Source organism: Rhodococcus sp. WS1, assembly GCF_003797745.1.
Classification (GTDB): domain Bacteria; phylum Actinomycetota; class Actinomycetes; order Mycobacteriales; family Mycobacteriaceae; genus Rhodococcus_F; species Rhodococcus_F erythropolis.
Genome location: NZ_RKLZ01000002.1, coordinates 2256734 through 2270838 on the forward strand (window position 1 = coordinate 2256734; position 14105 = coordinate 2270838).

At 63.9% G+C, this 14105-nt stretch carries 13 protein-coding genes; 9 read left to right on the plus strand and 4 right to left on the minus strand.

The genetic code is table 11. From position 1 onward, the window contains the following. Window positions 1-47: 47 nt before the first annotated feature. Together sucC and sucD are read left to right on the plus strand one after the other, a co-directional pair. A complete protein-coding gene (gene sucC, locus EEB12_RS23330; protein WP_019744753.1) occupies window positions 48-1217 on the plus strand; it encodes an ADP-forming succinate--CoA ligase subunit beta in 1170 nt (389 codons plus the stop codon). Window positions 1218-1232: 15 nt separating this feature from the next. Further along, entirely contained in the window at window positions 1233-2135 is a 903-nt protein-coding gene (gene sucD / locus EEB12_RS23335; RefSeq protein ID WP_003946432.1) for a succinate--CoA ligase subunit alpha, read from the plus strand. 42 nt (window positions 2136-2177) lie between these two features. On the opposite strand, the gene EEB12_RS23340 is transcribed toward sucD, so the two are convergent. Further along, window positions 2178-2813: an IMPACT family protein gene (locus EEB12_RS23340; RefSeq protein WP_047888486.1), complete on the minus strand. Its 636-nt coding sequence runs from the start codon at window positions 2811-2813 to the stop codon at window positions 2178-2180. An 86-nt stretch (window positions 2814-2899) separates the two neighbouring features. On the opposite strand from EEB12_RS23340, the gene EEB12_RS23345 reads away from it, so the two are divergent. The 4 genes from EEB12_RS23345 to purH all read left to right on the plus strand — a co-directional run bounded on the left by EEB12_RS23345 (window position 2900) and on the right by purH (window position 7896). Further along, a complete protein-coding gene (locus tag EEB12_RS23345) occupies window positions 2900-3952 on the plus strand; it encodes a DUF5336 domain-containing protein (protein ID WP_141488586.1) in 1053 nt (350 codons plus the stop codon). A 121-nt stretch (window positions 3953-4073) separates the two neighbouring features. Continuing rightward, a complete protein-coding gene (locus tag EEB12_RS23350; protein WP_019744750.1) occupies window positions 4074-5618 on the plus strand; it encodes a DUF6350 family protein in 1545 nt (514 codons plus the stop codon). A gap of 6 nt (window positions 5619-5624) precedes the next feature. After that, complete coding sequence (gene purN / locus EEB12_RS23355) at window positions 5625-6344, plus strand: phosphoribosylglycinamide formyltransferase (protein ID WP_082148465.1); 720 nt, start codon at window positions 5625-5627, stop codon at window positions 6342-6344. Continuing rightward, on the plus strand, window positions 6337-7896 hold the full coding sequence (gene purH / locus EEB12_RS23360; protein ID WP_058037880.1) for a bifunctional phosphoribosylaminoimidazolecarboxamide formyltransferase/IMP cyclohydrolase: 1560 nt from the start codon (window positions 6337-6339) through the stop codon (window positions 7894-7896). The genes purN and purH overlap by 8 nt, the downstream gene beginning before the upstream one ends. A gap of 77 nt (window positions 7897-7973) precedes the next feature. On the opposite strand, the gene EEB12_RS23365 is transcribed toward purH, so the two are convergent. The 3 genes from EEB12_RS23365 to EEB12_RS23375 all read right to left on the minus strand — a co-directional run bounded on the left by EEB12_RS23365 (window position 7974) and on the right by EEB12_RS23375 (window position 10215). Further along, window positions 7974-8195, minus strand: a complete 222-nt coding sequence (locus EEB12_RS23365) for a hypothetical protein (RefSeq protein WP_003946391.1) — start codon at window positions 8193-8195, stop codon at window positions 7974-7976. A gap of 451 nt (window positions 8196-8646) precedes the next feature. Then, window positions 8647-9615, minus strand: a complete 969-nt coding sequence (locus tag EEB12_RS23370; protein ID WP_080909167.1) for an alpha/beta hydrolase family protein — start codon at window positions 9613-9615, stop codon at window positions 8647-8649. A gap of 27 nt (window positions 9616-9642) precedes the next feature. Beyond that, window positions 9643-10215 (minus strand): DUF4126 domain-containing protein, encoded by a 573-nt coding sequence (locus tag EEB12_RS23375; protein WP_007727593.1) that lies wholly within the window; start codon window positions 10213-10215, stop codon window positions 9643-9645. 85 nt (window positions 10216-10300) lie between these two features. On the opposite strand from EEB12_RS23375, the gene EEB12_RS23380 reads away from it, so the two are divergent. The 3 genes from EEB12_RS23380 to EEB12_RS23390 are packed head-to-tail and all read left to right on the plus strand — an operon-like array spanning window position 10301 to window position 14095. Next, on the plus strand, window positions 10301-10717 hold the full coding sequence (locus EEB12_RS23380; protein ID WP_019744746.1) for a VOC family protein: 417 nt from the start codon (window positions 10301-10303) through the stop codon (window positions 10715-10717). Between the two features lie 54 nt (window positions 10718-10771). After that, entirely contained in the window at window positions 10772-12148 is a 1377-nt protein-coding gene (locus tag EEB12_RS23385; protein ID WP_141488587.1) for an ATP-binding protein, read from the plus strand. A gap of 9 nt (window positions 12149-12157) precedes the next feature. Then, window positions 12158-14095, plus strand: coding sequence for a VWA domain-containing protein (locus tag EEB12_RS23390; protein ID WP_041815135.1), 1938 nt, complete (start codon window positions 12158-12160; stop codon window positions 14093-14095). Window positions 14096-14105 lie beyond the last annotated feature (10 nt).

Here is a 14105-nt window from a genome sequence, read left to right on the forward strand (position 1 = left end):
GCTCCTACCCCTCGAGCGGGTGACAACGCAGACGAGACGGTGAGCAGATGGATCTCTTCGAATACCAGGCGAAGGAACTCTTCGCCAAGCACGGAGTGCCGACTTCGGCTGGACGTGTTACAGACACAGTCGCCGGCGCACGCGAGATTGCCGAAGAAATCGGTAAGCCCGTGATGGTGAAGGCACAGGTCAAGGTAGGCGGCCGCGGCAAGGCCGGTGGCGTCAAGTACTCGCCCGACGTGGATGCCGCAGTGGCAAACGCCGAGGCAATCCTGGGCCTGGACATCAAGGGCCATGTCGTCAAGAAGCTGCTGGTCGCAGAGGCAAGTGACATTGCCGAGGAGTACTACATCTCCTTCCTGCTCGACCGCACCAACCGCACCTACCTGGCCATGTGCTCGGTAGAGGGTGGCGTCGAGATCGAGGTCACCGCCGAGGAGAACCCCGACGCTCTCGCCAAGATCCCCGTCGACGCAGTCAAGGGCGTCGACCTCGCGTTCGCGCGCAGCATCGCCGAGGCAGGAAAGCTGCCCGCAGAGGTGCTCGACGCAGCGGCCGTCACGATCCAGAAGCTGTGGGAGGTCTTCATCAACGAGGACGCACTCCTCGTCGAGGTCAACCCCCTCGTTCGCACGCCTGACGATCAGATCCTCGCCCTCGACGGCAAGGTCACCCTCGATGAGAACGCAGCGTTCCGTCAGCCCGGCCACGAGGCATTCGAGGATCGCGACGCTACCGATCCCCTCGAGCTCAAGGCCAAGGAAAACGACCTCAACTACGTCAAGCTCGACGGTGAGGTCGGAATCATCGGCAACGGCGCAGGCCTGGTCATGTCCACCCTGGACGTCGTCGCATACGCCGGCGAGAACCACGGTGGCGTCAAGCCCGCCAACTTCCTCGACATCGGCGGCGGAGCTTCCGCTGCAGTCATGGCTGCCGGCCTCGACGTCATCCTGAACGACGCACAGGTCAAGAGCGTGTTCGTCAACGTCTTCGGCGGCATCACCGCGTGTGACGCAGTTGCCAACGGCATCGTCGGCGCACTGAAGACCCTGGGCGACGAGGCCAACAAGCCGCTCGTCGTTCGCCTGGACGGAAACAACGTCGAAGAGGGTCGTCGCATCCTCGCCGAGGCCAACCACCCGCTGGTCACGGTCGTCGCAACCATGGACGAGGCCGCCGACAAGGCCGCCGAACTCGCTCACGCAGCGAAGTAAGGGACTCACAGAACAATGGCAATCTTCCTCACCAAGGATTCAAAGGTCATCGTCCAGGGCATCACCGGCGGCGAGGGCACCAAGCACACCGCTCTGATGCTCAAGGCCGGCACCCAGGTCGTCGGCGGCGTCAACGCTCGCAAGGCCGGCACCACGGTCTCGCACGTTGCTGCTGACGGTTCCCCTGTCGAGCTCCCCGTCTTCGCGACGGTCGAAGAGGCAATCAAGGAGACCGGCGCAGACGTCTCCATCGCATTCGTTCCCCCGGCCTTCTCGAAGGACGCCATCGTCGAGGCCATCGACGCGGAGATCCCGCTCCTCGTGGTCATCACCGAGGGCATCCCGGTTCAGGACTCCGCTTACGCTTGGGCGTACAACGAGTCCAAGGGCAAGAAGACGCGCATCATCGGACCGAACTGCCCCGGCATCATCACCCCGGGTGAGGCCCTCGTCGGCATCACGCCCGCCAACATTGCAGGCACCGGCCCCATCGGCCTGGTCTCCAAGTCGGGCACCCTGACCTACCAGATGATGTACGAACTCCGTGACTTCGGCTTCTCCACCGCCATCGGCATCGGCGGCGACCCGGTCATCGGAACCACCCACATCGACGCCATCGAGGCGTTCGAGAAGGATCCCGAGACCAAGGTCATCGTGATGATCGGTGAAATCGGTGGCGACGCGGAAGAGCGTGCAGCCGATTACATCAAGGCCAACGTCACCAAGCCGGTCGTCGGCTACGTGGCTGGCTTCACCGCTCCCGAAGGTAAGACCATGGGCCACGCAGGCGCCATCGTCTCCGGTTCCTCGGGAACGGCTCAGGCAAAGCAGGAAGCTCTCGAAGCTGCAGGCGTGAAGGTCGGCAAGACGCCGTCCGCCACTGCTGCTCTCGCTCGCGAGATTCTTCAGTCCCTGTAAGGGGCTTCGCCCCCGTGCGTGGTTAGGGAGTCTCCGGACTCCTTAACCACGCACAGTGGTATCGACCCACATCGACCCGGCAGGTTCCAACTGCCCGGCACCGGATGTGATGGATGCGACGATCGAGTCGAGATCGTCGGCGTCACCGGCGGCGAGCGTCATCACCGCCTTCGATCCATACGCAGTTCCGAGCACCGAGACGCCCCGCGCTCTCAGCTCCGCTTCCACCCGACCGGCCTCTGAGTGCCGGATCGCCAAAGTGCGCAGGATCCTCCTCTCCCTGGCCACAAGCTCGGCCGAATCGAGAGCAACCGAGACGGCTCCCGAATACGCGCGGACCAATCCACCGGCGCCGAGCTTGATTCCGCCGAAGTAGCGCGTGACGACAACAATCACATCGACCAGATCTCGAGACTTGAGAACCTGAAGCATCGGCACCCCAGCTGTCCCGCCTGGTTCGCCGTCGTCGTGTGCACGCTCGACGCGTGAGTTCGCTTCGTATCCGATCACGAAAGCCGAACAATGATGGCGCGCATCGGGATACAGCGACTTCTGCTCCGCGACGAACTCCGTGGCGGCCTCGGCGTCGTCGATCCGGCGAAGCGCGGCGATGAATCGTGAGTGCTTCACCTCGGTTTCGACGACATGGTCGGCGCCGGGCGCGAGGGTGAAGGGCATCTGCCCATTGTCTCCTGTCGGTGTTAGCGTGCGAAGTCGAGACACATACGCTGGTAACCATCGAAGACCGTCTACGAGGAGAAGTCATGACGTTCACGCCGCAAGGGCCCAGCTTCGGGCCACCGAATCAGCCGGCAGCGGGCGGTGGACCCAAGAATCTCGGATTCATCCTGCTCATCGCCGTCGCGGCACTCGGCCTGATCAATTTCCTACTCGGTTTTGCGCCTTTCACGTCGATCAGTGGAAGCAGCAGCGGCATCGGTAGCGGTCTGGACACCAGTTCGAGCTTCTTCGAGTCGAGCATCTACGGCCTCGGATTCGTTTTCGCCGGCGGTGTGGTCGCAGGCGTATCGCTCCTCCCGAAGCAGTCGTATGCAGGCATTGCCGCAGCGCTCACCCTCACGGGTTTCTTCGCTTTGGTGTTCGCCGCGTTCTCCGTAGGTACCAGCGACTACGTCGACATCAGCCTCGGTTGGGGTCTGATCATCGTGCTGATCCTCTCGTTCGTGCAGACGGTCGTCGCAGTCGCCGCGTTGTTGTTCGAGATCGGAATCCTGAAGGCTCCCGCGCCGCGTCCGGTAGCTCAGCAGTACGGTCAGCCGCAGGGCTATGGCCAGCCCCAGGGCCAGGCGCCGGGGCAGGCACCAGGTCAGCCACAGGGATACGGACAGGCTCAGTACGGCCAGCCGCAGCAGGCTCAGCAGCCGGGCCAGTACCAGCAGAACCCGCAGTACGGGCAGGCGCAGCAGCAGGGATACGGGGGAGCGCACGCCGCCCCCGCCGACCCGACTGCTTCGCAGCAGCCTTACGGCCAGACTGCGTCTCCCTACGGTCAGAACCCGGTGCAGAATCCCGCACAGACCGACTCGGCCGCGACGACGTCGTCTTACTATCCGCTGACCTCGCAGCCCGCGAGTCAGCCGAACCCGAGTTACTCGTCGGATCAGTTCACCGCCCCGCGCGGTTACGGCCAGCCGTACCACCAGCAGCAGGCTGGCTCGACCGAGCAGCCGACGGGCTTCGAGCCGCCCACTTTCGAGGCACCGACGCCGTCTGCTGAGCCTGACCAGGGCAGCAGCGATTCCGCGGCCGAGACCAAGGTCTTCGGCTCCCAGAACCCCGACGAGCGTCAGCAGTAGTACTACTTCGTTTCACGAACATGAATGTGGCCTCCGACCCGCTGCGGGTGGAGGCCACATTCCGTGAGCCCGACGGCGCGCCTGAGTGCGCGGCGCACTATCGAGTGAAACCCTCGAGGGGATGAGTTCTTTGATTGATGGCACCCGGTCCCGTCCCGCGTCCTCACGACCCGGACGTGGTCGTACTGGCGGCGGCCGCGTCGGCGGCGGTCGCCCGGCACCGAACCCGGACCTGGCGCGCAAGCTGCTGACGGTCGCCTTCCGGCCGTCGGGTCTGACGATGCTGCTGATCGCGGCTGTCGTTGTGGTCACCTTGGTATCGGCGAGCAGCGACCTGACCGGAACCTTCGGCGCCATTGCCACCACATGGTTGGTCATCCACCAGGTGCCGGCGACTATCAGCGGCGTCCAACTCGGTGTACTGCCGTTGCTTCCGACGGCCGTCATGATGTGGGTGGTTGCACGCCGATGCGCGTCGACTGCGGTGCACACCGACTCCCGTGACGACACCCTCCGCCTGGTGGGGGCCGCGGTGGCCGGACCGTTGACTATCACGGCAATCGCTCTCGCCGTGGTCGCCGACGCCTCCGCAGCCATTCCGCTGTCTAGCCCCAACACGTTGGCAGCTTTCGGCTGGGTCGCCGGGATTCACCTGATCGCCGCGTCCGTCGGTGTTGCTGCTGCGCACTGGGATCGCGTCGTCGCCGAGATTCCGCCGTGGGCATCTGCCGCTCTTCGACCGGCAACGGCTGCGTCGGCAGCGCTGTTGGCTGCGGGCGCCGTGGCCGTCGTGGTGTCACTACTCGTGTCGTGGTCGACGGTCGGTGACCTACTCGCGCGCGGCAACGGGTTTGTCGGCGTACTGGGATTAACGGTGTTGTCGCTGCTCTACCTGCCGAACCTCGTGGTCGGCGCAGCCGCGGTGATGACGGGATCGACGGCCGATTTCGGCAATGTTTCCATCAGCGTGTTCGGCAACATCGGCGGTGACCTACCACCCTTGCCCCTTCTCGGAGCGATTCCGGAAGGCGTCGCCGGTGGAATCTGGCCCGTGTTGTTGATCGTTCCGGCAGCGGTGGGCATGATGCTCGGCCGTGATTGCGCTCGACGCATCGCCGGGCAGGACAGTGTGCTCGCAGTGCTGACGGCAGCCGCCGGTGCCGGCGTCGTCATGGCGCTGCTCGCTCTTGCTGCCGGGGGAGACCTCGGGCAGTTCGGCACCGTGGAGGTCCTGTGGTGGGGCTTCGGTCTTCTGACTTTTGCGTGGCTGGGATTGTTCGGAACGGTCTCGGCGCTGTTCGCGATGTGGTTCTCACACCGCGGACACATGAAGGACGAGGTTGCGCCCCCGACGGCTGAACCGGCTCGAACAGTCGAGCCCGAACTTGCGATCACGGCTGCGGCCACACCGGAAGACGAGGACGACGAGAACACGGGCGAAGTGCTGGCCCAGGAATCTGCGGTCGTTGTCACCAAGGTCGTCGAAGCGGAAATCGTCGAGGAATCAGGCGAACCCGTGCAGGTAGTGACAGAGGAAACCGTCGAGATCGAAGTAGTCGACGCCGAGGTTGTCGCGGCACCCGAGGCGGACCCCACAGCCGACTCCGCAGCCGGGGCCGAGCCGGAGACCGACCTGCCCTCGAAGCCGCAGAAGTCCAGCGACTAGGCTGTCATGCGGCCGATACTCCGGCCGCATCATCTTCCAGTTCTCAGGAGTAGTGCGCTGACTGCCTCGGCCGACAATCCGCAGCCGACAATGCCCGACGGGGTCCAATTTCGCGACTCGATCGCGCGGGTAGTCGTACTCGCTTCCGGCGCGGGAACCCTGTTGACTTCGCTGATCGACGCTTCGCACGCCGAGGGATACCCGGCCGAGATCGTTGCCGTCGGCGTAGATCGTGACTGCCTCGCCGCCGAGCACGCCGCGGGCTCGAAGATCCCGTCCTTCAAGGTCTCGATCAAGACTTATGAAAATCGTGCCGCCTGGGACGAGGCGCTGACAGCAGCGGTGGCCGAGCACGAACCCGATCTCGTGGTCAGTGCAGGCTTCATGAAAATCCTCGGCCCCAGCTTTCTCGCGCGTTTCGGCGGCCGAATCATCAACACTCATCCCGCGTTGCTGCCTGCCTTTCCCGGCGCGCACGCGGTTCCCGACGCTCTGGCGTACGGCGTGAAGGTCACCGGTTCCACGGTGCATCTCGTCGACGGCGGAGTTGATACCGGGCCGATCTTGGCGCAGGAAGCTGTGCCGGTGCATGACGACGACACCGAGTCTTCGTTGCATGAACGCATCAAAATTGTGGAGCGACGGTTGTTGGCGGACGTCATCGCCGCTGTTGCTACGCGCGGAGTGGTTTCCGATGGACGAAAGGCCGTGATCCCCAGTGAGTGAACGCAAGGCTGTGCGCCGTGCACTTGTCAGCGTCTACGACAAGAGTGGTCTGATCGAGCTGGCCACGGGCCTGCACGAGGCCGGTGTCGAGTTGGTCTCGACCGGTTCGACCGCGTCGAAGATCGCCGACGCCGGTATCCCCGTGACGCCGGTCGAGGCGCTGACCGGATTCCCGGAATGCCTCGAAGGCCGTGTGAAGACGCTGCATCCGCGCGTCCACGCCGGCGTCCTCGCTGATACCCGCAAGCCGGATCACCTCGCTCAGCTCGAGGAACTCGGCATCGCGACCTTCGAATTGGTCGTCGTGAACCTGTACCCCTTCACCGAGACCGTTGCCTCGGGCGCTAGCCCGGACGAGTGCGTCGAGCAGATCGACATCGGCGGCCCGTCGATGGTGCGTGCTGCAGCCAAGAACCATCCGTCGGTTGCCGTCGTGGTCGATCCGGCTCGGTACGCCGATGTCCTGACTGCCGTTGCCGGTGGCGGATTCACCTTGCGTGAGCGCACTGTGCTTGCGGCGCAGGCGTTCCAGCACACTGCGTCGTACGACGTCGCTGTTGCAAGCTGGATGACGAGCACGATCGCAGCTGACGAGGACGGTTCGCTGTTCCCGGCCTGGGTCGGTGCTACCTGGAACCGCAGCGCTGTCCTTCGCTACGGCGAGAACCCGCACCAGGACGCTGCGTTGTACGAAAACCCGTCTGCGCCTGCAGGTTTGGCTCAGGCGGAGCAGTTGCACGGCAAGGAGATGTCGTACAACAACTACACGGACTCCGACGCAGCGTGGCGTGCAGCGTACGACTTCACTGATCCGGCCGTCGCAATCATCAAGCACGCCAACCCGTGTGGCATCGCCATCGGCACCGACATTGCCGACGCTCACCGCAAGGCGCATGCTTGCGATCCGGTCAGTGCATTCGGTGGTGTCATCGCAGCCAACCGTGAGGTCACCGTCGAACTGGCAGAGCAGATCGCCGATATCTTCACCGAGGTTGTCATCGCGCCCTCGTACGAAGACGGGGCTGTCGAGGTTCTGCAGCGTAAGAAGAACATTCGTGTTCTGAAGGCTGCGGCTCCGACCGCTACCGGAATCGAACTGCGTCCGATCTCTGGCGGTACCTTGCTCCAGCAGCGCGACGTTCTGGACGCTGACGGCGACAACCCGGCCAACTGGACTCTCGCCAACGGTGAGGCTGCAGATGCCGAGACTCTCGCTGACCTCGAATTTGCTTGGCGCGCCAGCCGATCGGTGAAGTCAAACGCGATCCTGCTGGCCTCCGGCGGCGCGTCCGTCGGCGTCGGTATGGGCCAGGTCAACCGCGTCGATGCAGCGCATCTTGCTGTTCAGCGAGCCGGTGACCGCGTCGTAGGTTCGGTTGCGGCCTCGGACGCGTTCTTCCCGTTCCCTGACGGTCTGCAGGTTCTTCTCAACGCCGGCGTCAAGGCTGTTGTGCAGCCGGGTGGTTCGGTTCGCGACAACGAGGTGATTGCCGCGGCCAAGGAAGCCGGTGTCACTCTTTATCTGACCGGTGCGCGCCACTTCGCGCACTGACTTTCTGCTTCGGTAGCGGGCCTCGACTCCTCAACGGGAGTTCGGGGCCCGTTCTGCTTTCAGACGGCCCGGTTCTTTCAGGCTGCGCTGCTGTGGGTGCCCTGGAGTTCGCGGGGTGAGCCGGTGATGACCACGCGTGAGGCTCCGCGACTGCGGATCTCGCTGATCAGGGCGCCGAGGGTGGCTTCGTGCGCAGCATCGGAGTGCGAAAGATCCAGGGTGACGGCGTATCCGGTGAGGTCACCGGGCAGATCGACATACGGCGGCGCGATGGACAGTTGGTTGACTCGAAGTTTCATGTGGTGCTCCTGCGTGTGAAAGGTAAAAGAAAAGGCACCCGAGGCGTTTGCCCTGGGTGCCCGAGAACGAATCCGGTGAAACTGGGGATCATTCTCGGGGTACACCGCGCTTGTTGCCCATGTGCTTGGCCGACATTGCGGCCGAAAAAATGTGCTTGCCTGCGGTGCAGCTGCGCCACGAAGGTACGGATGCAAAGTTCGGGTGTAGCGACATGACGTCCGTTCCTTTCTGTGTGGCGTTGCTGGTTAATGGATGACCGTACAGCACGGATCGAGGGTTCGCACCAATAAAAAGCGCCGCGAACGTAAACTCCGGGTGACTTCTGTCCCCGGGTTCGCTGGATTGAGAGAGCCTTTGTTGCAGGTCAGGCGTAGAAAGCAGAAGTCCCTCCGCGATGGTTCGCGGAGGGAACTTTCTACCCGAAAAAGAGGACGTTCGGTCTGTACGTGATCAGGAGAACGAGCGGACCCACGCTGTGAAGGGCTCCGCGAACTCTGCCGAGTACGGAAGCGGAGCGACGTAGTCGGCCCCGGTGGACTGTTCTTCGCCGATGTCCTTGAGTACGAAGTTGGCGTTGCGCATCCGCACTGACGTCAGCGCGGTATGTGAGAGCGCGGCGTCGAGTGCCGCGACGTCGGAGGGAATTACTTGGATGTCCTTGTCCGAGCAGCTGGTGAGAACGGGCATGCCTGCCGGCAGCGCCGCTACGAGCGCAACCGGGTCCAGTGCGTCTTCCTCGGCGAGTGCCTTGGCATTGGCGTGAACGAGTCCCGCGTTCTGCAGCGGTTCGGGTAGATCATCCGGAACCGTGCCCTCGGTCCGAAGAGACTCGACGGCGTCGGCGAGCGCGACGCGCAGTTCGTCAGCCAGTTCGACCGGCAACTGTCCGGCGCCGACGACGGCGTCGAGCTGGCGGTGAATCTGCGTCGTGAGTAGATCGAGAAGCCGGACACTCAGCGGCTCGAGCAGTGCGAGGGCGCTGACTCTTGTGCCCTCTTTCGCCGTGGCAAGTGCCAGCGCGACGACGGCGCCGTCGCTGTGTCCGACGACGAACAAGCGCTCGGGATCGACGCCGGGTTGTCCGGCGAGGTAGTCAAGTCCGTCGGAGGCGGCGTCGACGAATGTGTTGAAGCCGAGATCGGCGATGTCCTCGATCTCGTAGTCGCCGAGTGCGGTTTCGCCGCTGCCGAGCTTGTCGTAACGCAGGCTTGAGATGCCTTGATTTTCAAGAAGATCCGCGATGAACCGCAGAGTTCCGATGTCGCCTTCGAGGAGGGCGCTGTCGCCGTTGCGATCGGTGGGGCCACTGCCGGCCAGAATCAGCGCGGCCGGCGCCGGGGAGTCGGGTGAGGCTGCCAGGCGAAGACTCCCGTACAGGGTGACGTCGCCGGATTGGAACGAGATCTCGGTGTCGGACATGACGACTTGTCTACCAGGTCCACAGGTTCAGGCGGTGCGCAGACTCCGGACACGTCGCCATCCGCGCCAACTGAACCACAAGAGTGCGGCGAGCAGCGGAATGATCAGGAGCGGCAAGATCATCGCGATCAACGAGGTGAAGAAAGTCAGCACATCCTCGATGACGGAGACGACGGGATTCGCCAGTCCACCGGTAGTGGCCGTACTGACCGCGCGAGTGCCGGTCTGGGCGGCGCTGAATGTCAGCGCCGTCGGTGCTCCGACGATGATGCCCGCCAACGCGGCCATCGCAGGGTCGAGATGGCTGAAGGCCGCCCAGGCCGCGATCACTCCGGCGATGGGTCCGGTGACGTTCCCGATCACCGAGAGTGCGTTGTCCACGAAGGGAATGAGGTCGGCACCCAGTTCGACCACAGCGGCTATTGCCAATGCCACCAGCGCGCCGGTGGATCCGATCCACCGCATCGACTCGCCGACGGTGATCCCGAACAGTTCGAAGTGGACGGCAGCGCTGAGCATCAGCAGCGGCAGGAAGGTTCGCATTCCGGACGCTGCGGCGAGTCCGAGACCGAGCATGGCGGGCAACACCCAGGTATCCATGGGTGGAGTTTAGGTCTACTGTGCGCCTTTATTAACCGCCGGCGGTTAATAAAGGCGCACAGCAAAGTCTCGGAAAGGACCCTTCATGGCGACAAACCCGCAGCCGATGTTCTTCCTCAACCTGCCCGTCAAGGACCTCGGCAAGGCCACCACCTTCTACGAGGGCCTCGGATACTCCAAGAACACGCAGTTCTCCGACGAGAATGCGTCGTCGATGGTCATCAGTGACACCATCGTCGTGATGCTGTTGGCCGAGCCCTTCTTCAAGACCTTCACCACCAAGGGCATCGCCGACACCTCGACGTCGACGGAAGCGCTGCTCGGTCTCTCGGCCGAGACCCGTGAGGCCGTCGACACCCTCGTCGACAAGGCACTCGCGACCGGCGGTTCCGAAGGAAACGCGACGCAGGATCACGGTTTCATGTACAGCCGCAGCTTCCAGGATCCCGACGGCCACATCTGGGAAATCATCTGGATGAATCCCGAGAACATCGAGGGCTGAGCGACCGAACTTCCTCGGCGAGAGGCGAAACCCCGCAAACACTCGTAGCGTGGAGTGGTGACTGTCGCAAAAACCCTCGGAGAGCTACGCGCCTCCGGACACGTACAGCGAAGTGTCAAGGAAGAACTACGAGAGAACCTTCTCGCCGCGTTGCGGGACGGCCGTGACCCCTGGCCCGGGATAGTCGGGTTCGAGGACACGGTCGCCCCGCAACTCGAGCGGGCGCTGATCGCCGGCCACGACGTGGTTCTGCTCGGCGAACGCGGTCAAGGAAAGACGAGGTTGCTTCGCACTCTCGGGCTCCTGCTCGACGAGTGGACGCCCGTCATCGAAGGCTCGGAACTGGGGGAGCACCCGTACGAGCCGATCACACCGGCTTCGATACGTCGAGCCAAGGAACTGGGTGGCGACCTCCCGATCGCCTGGCGACACCGCAGCGAGCGGTACTCCGAGAAACTGGCAACGCCGGACACCTCGGTCGCCGACCTGATCGGAGACGTCGACCCGGTCAAGGTGGCCGAGGGTAGGAGCCTCGGCGATCCGGAGACCATTCACTTCGGTCTCGTGCCTCGCGCGCATCGCGGAATCGTGGCCATCAACGAGCTTCCCGACCTCGCCGAGCGCATCCAGGTCTCGTTGCTCAACGTGATGGAAGAGCGGGACATCCAGGTCCGCGGGTACACGCTTCGGCTTCCGTTGGACGTCCTTCTGGTCGCGAGCGCAAATCCTGAGGACTACACCAACCGCGGGCGCATCATCACACCGCTCAAGGACCGCTTCGGCGCCGAAATCCGCACCCACTACCCCGTCGAGTTGGCGGGCGAGATCGCGGTGATCGAGCAGGAGGCGCACCTGGCCGCGGAGGTGCCCGACTACCTTCTCGAAATTCTTGCCAGGTTCACGCGCTTGCTACGCGAATCCACCTCGGTGGATCAGCGATCGGGTGTGTCGGCACGATTTGCCGTCGCCGGCGCGGAAACCGTCAGTGCAGCGGCGGTACGACGCGCGGCGGTGCTCGGCGAGGCCGATCCTGTTGCACGGCCCGTCGATCTCGAGTCCGTGGTCGAGGTTCTTCGCGGCAAGGTCGAGTTCGAATCCGGTGAAGAGGGACGGGAACTGGAGGTGCTCGAGCACCTGCTGCGTCGCGCGACCGCCGATACGGTTCGGGTACGACTCGGCGGAATCGACCTCGGGATGTTGGTTGCTGCTGTGGAGACGGGCAATACGATCGTCACCGGTGAATCTGTCACGGCCAAGGCGTTTCTCGACGAGCTTCCGGACCTCGAGGTCCTGGACGAAGTAGCCGAACGCCTCGGCGCGCAATCCGACGGCGAGCGTGCCGCCGGTGCCGAACTTGCCCTCGAAGGGCTTTACCTCGCGCGCCGGATCTCCAAAGATCAAGGCCCGGGCGGCCGCTCGGTGTATTCGTAAGGGGCAGTGATGATCCACAATCCGCGGTACGGGCCGTACGACGGTGGTCCCGATCCGCTGGCGCCTCCGGTAGATCTGCGCGAGGCCTTGGCAGCAATCGGCGACGACGTGTTGTCAGGCACGTCGCCGCGCCATGCCCTCCGGGAGCTCCTGCGCCGCGGAAACCGAGACATGCGCGGGCTCGACGACCTTGCTGCCCAGGCGAACCGGCGTCGACGTGAGTTGCTACGCCGCAACAATCTCGACGGAACGCTCGACGAGGTTCGTAAGCTTCTCGACAAGGCGGTGCTCGAAGAGCGCAAAGAACTGGCACGTGCTCTCGACGACGACGCACGATTCAACGAAATGCGAATCGAGGAGTTGCCACCGTCGACAGCTCAGGCCGTGCAAGATCTGGCCGACTACAACTGGCGCAGCGAACAGGCTCGCGCGGATTACGAGAAGATTCGTGATCTGCTCGGACGTGAGGTCCTCGATCAACGCTTCTCGGGAATGAAGCAGGCACTCGAGGGCGCTACCGACGAGGATCGTGAGCAGATTCGCCAGATGCTGGCAGATCTGAATCAACTGCTCGATGCGCACTCTCGGGGCGTCGACACTCCGGAGCAGTTTGCGGAGTTCATGGACAAGCACGGGCAGTATTTCCCGGACAACCCGCGCAACGTCGACGAACTTCTGGATTCGTTGGCGCAGCGCGCGGCGGCCGCACAACGATTGCGTAACTCGCTCTCGCAGGAGCAGCGTGACGAGTTGGATGCGTTGGCGCAGCAGGCGTTCGGCGATCCGAGCCTGATGAGTGAGCTGAGTCAACTCGACCAGTTCCTTCAGGCGGCTCGGCCGGGTGAGGACTGGGAAGGTTCGCAACAGTTCCGCGGCGACAACGGAATGGGGTTGGGTGAGGGGACCGGTGCCCTGCAGGACATCGCCGAGCTGGAATCGCTGGCAGATCAACTGTCGCAGCAGTATGCCGGCGCAGCGCTCGACGACATCGACCCCGAGCTACTCGCGCGGCAACTCGGCGACGAAGCCGCCGCTGATGCTCGCACCCTGGCCGATCTCGAAAAGGCTTTGCAGGAACAGGGTTTCTTCGATCGCGCACCAGACGGTCAATGGCGCTTGTCGCCCAAAGCCATGCGACAGCTCGGACAGACCGCTCTGCGTGACGTCGCCGGGCAACTGTCGTCGCGAACCGGTCAACGCGATACGCGTCGGGCAGGTGCGATGGGCGAACCGACCGGAGCTTCCCGCGAATGGGAGTTCGGGGACACCGAACCCTGGGACGTCACGAGAACCATCACCAACGCCGTCCTACGTGACCCTGGCCGAATGCCGGTGCGGCTGAGCGTCGTCGATGTCGAGGTGGCCGAAACCGAGCAGCGTAGTCAGGCTGCGGTGGCTCTGTTGGTGGACACGTCGTTCTCGATGGTGATGGAGGATCGCTGGGTGCCGATGAAGCGCACCGCTCTGGCACTCAATCATCTGGTGAGCACGCGGTTTCGCAGCGACGAGCTGCAGTTGATCGCCTTCGGACGCCACGCGCACGTACTGAGCCCGTCGGAGCTCGCCGGTTTGGACGGCGCGTGGGACCAGGGAACCAACCTGCACCACGCACTGTTGTTGGCGGCCAGACACCTTCGACGCCATTCCAATGCGCAGCCGGTGGTGTTGATCGTCACCGACGGTGAGCCGACGGCTCATCTCGAAGCGGACGGAGAAGCCAGGTTCGACTACCCGCCGAGTGCGCGAACCCTCGGTTTGACGGTTCGAGCACTCGACGCCGTGGCCAGGCTGGGCGCCAAGGTCACGTTCTTCCGCCTCGGTGAGGATCCAGGTCTGGCCAGGGTGGTCGACCGGATGGCGCACCGGGTGGGTGGACGCGTCATCGCACCGGACCTGGACGGCCTCGGCGCAGCCGTCGTGAGTGACTACATGCGAGGTCGCCGTTAATTCTGCCGCC

Coding starts and splice junctions, on each gene's coding strand:
- EEB12_RS23370 (WP_080909167.1), bottom strand. CDS start 9,615: ATGTCCGACACCGAGATCTCGTTCCAATCCGGCGACGTCACCCTGTAC.
- EEB12_RS23380 (WP_019744746.1), top strand. CDS start 10,301: ATGGCGACAAACCCGCAGCCGATGTTCTTCCTCAACCTGCCCGTCAAG.
- EEB12_RS23340 (WP_047888486.1), bottom strand. CDS start 2,813: ATGCCCTTCACCCTCGCGCCCGGCGCCGACCATGTCGTCGAAACCGAG.
- EEB12_RS23375 (WP_007727593.1), bottom strand. CDS start 10,215: ATGGATACCTGGGTGTTGCCCGCCATGCTCGGTCTCGGACTCGCCGCA.
- EEB12_RS23345 (WP_141488586.1), top strand. CDS start 2,900: ATGACGTTCACGCCGCAAGGGCCCAGCTTCGGGCCACCGAATCAGCCG.
- EEB12_RS23390 (WP_041815135.1), top strand. CDS start 12,158: ATGATCCACAATCCGCGGTACGGGCCGTACGACGGTGGTCCCGATCCG.
- sucC (WP_019744753.1), top strand. CDS start 48: ATGGATCTCTTCGAATACCAGGCGAAGGAACTCTTCGCCAAGCACGGA.
- EEB12_RS23365 (WP_003946391.1), bottom strand. CDS start 8,195: ATGAAACTTCGAGTCAACCAACTGTCCATCGCGCCGCCGTATGTCGAT.
- sucD (WP_003946432.1), top strand. CDS start 1,233: ATGGCAATCTTCCTCACCAAGGATTCAAAGGTCATCGTCCAGGGCATC.
- EEB12_RS23350 (WP_019744750.1), top strand. CDS start 4,074: ATGAGTTCTTTGATTGATGGCACCCGGTCCCGTCCCGCGTCCTCACGA.
- purN (WP_082148465.1), top strand. CDS start 5,625: ATGCGGCCGATACTCCGGCCGCATCATCTTCCAGTTCTCAGGAGTAGT.